Genomic DNA, 875 nt, shown 5'->3' with positions numbered 1-875 from the left:
TTATCGACACGAATTGCCTGCGGTTGTCCGCGCCATTCAATGATCTGGTTCAGACTTCGGACGACCCTTTCTGCAGGCAGCGAGAAGTCGACTTCGATGCACAGGCCTTCGCGATTAAAGTCATCCAGCACGTTCAACGTCCGGATCGACCGACCATCTGCCAACTGATCCGCCATAAAATCCATCGACCATGTATCGTTTGGAACCTCAGGCGCGGCCAACGGTTCAGGCTTGTCCCGCTTGAGGCGCTTCTTGGGCTTGATCCGCAGGTTTAGCTCCAGTTCGCAGTAGATCCGATAGACCCGCTTATGGTTCCAGCCGAAGCCCTGCACATTGCGCAAATAGAGAAAGCACAGCCCAAAGCCCCAGTTGCGTTTGTTGGTCGTCAGACGTTCCAACCAGTCTGCAATCTCCTCGTTCTCATCGCTCAAAACGGGGCTGTAGCGATAGCATGTCTCGCTGATCTCAAACGTTCGGCAGGCCAGGGCAATGCTGACCCCATGCCGTGCAACCGCATTCATGGCCATCTCTCGCATCTGAGACGGCCTTAACGCTTTTTTCCAAGCGCTTCCTTCAGCAGATCATTCTGCATGCTCATCTCAGCATACATGCGCTTCAGCCGACGGTTCTCATCTGCCATATCCTTCATCTCAGACATCAATGACGCGTCCATACCGCCAAACTTGGCTCGCCACTTGTAGAAACTCGCGCTGCTCATCCCATGCTCGCGACAAAGCTCAGAAACCGGCACACCGCCTTCCGCCTGCTTCAGGATCGTCATGATCTGCGCGTCGCTATATCGTCCGTTCTTCATTCAAAATCTCCTCAGATATCTTGCCGAGAAAATTCTACTTTTGAACACCACTATTTTTAGG

1 pseudogene is annotated in these 875 nt (G+C 53.0%); it reads right to left on the bottom strand.

Annotated features, from left to right (window positions below):
• Positions 1–814: pseudogene (locus FOY56_RS23390) on the bottom strand (IS3 family transposase); the annotation flags it as partial.
• Between the last annotated feature and the right edge of the window lie 61 nt (positions 815–875).

The organism is Falsiphaeobacter marinintestinus (genome assembly GCF_007923355.1).
In the GTDB taxonomy this organism is placed as follows: domain Bacteria; phylum Pseudomonadota; class Alphaproteobacteria; order Rhodobacterales; family Rhodobacteraceae; genus Phaeobacter_A; species Phaeobacter_A marinintestinus.
Note: the sequence above shows the minus strand (reverse complement) of the source record. Positions and strands in the feature narration are given on the sequence as shown.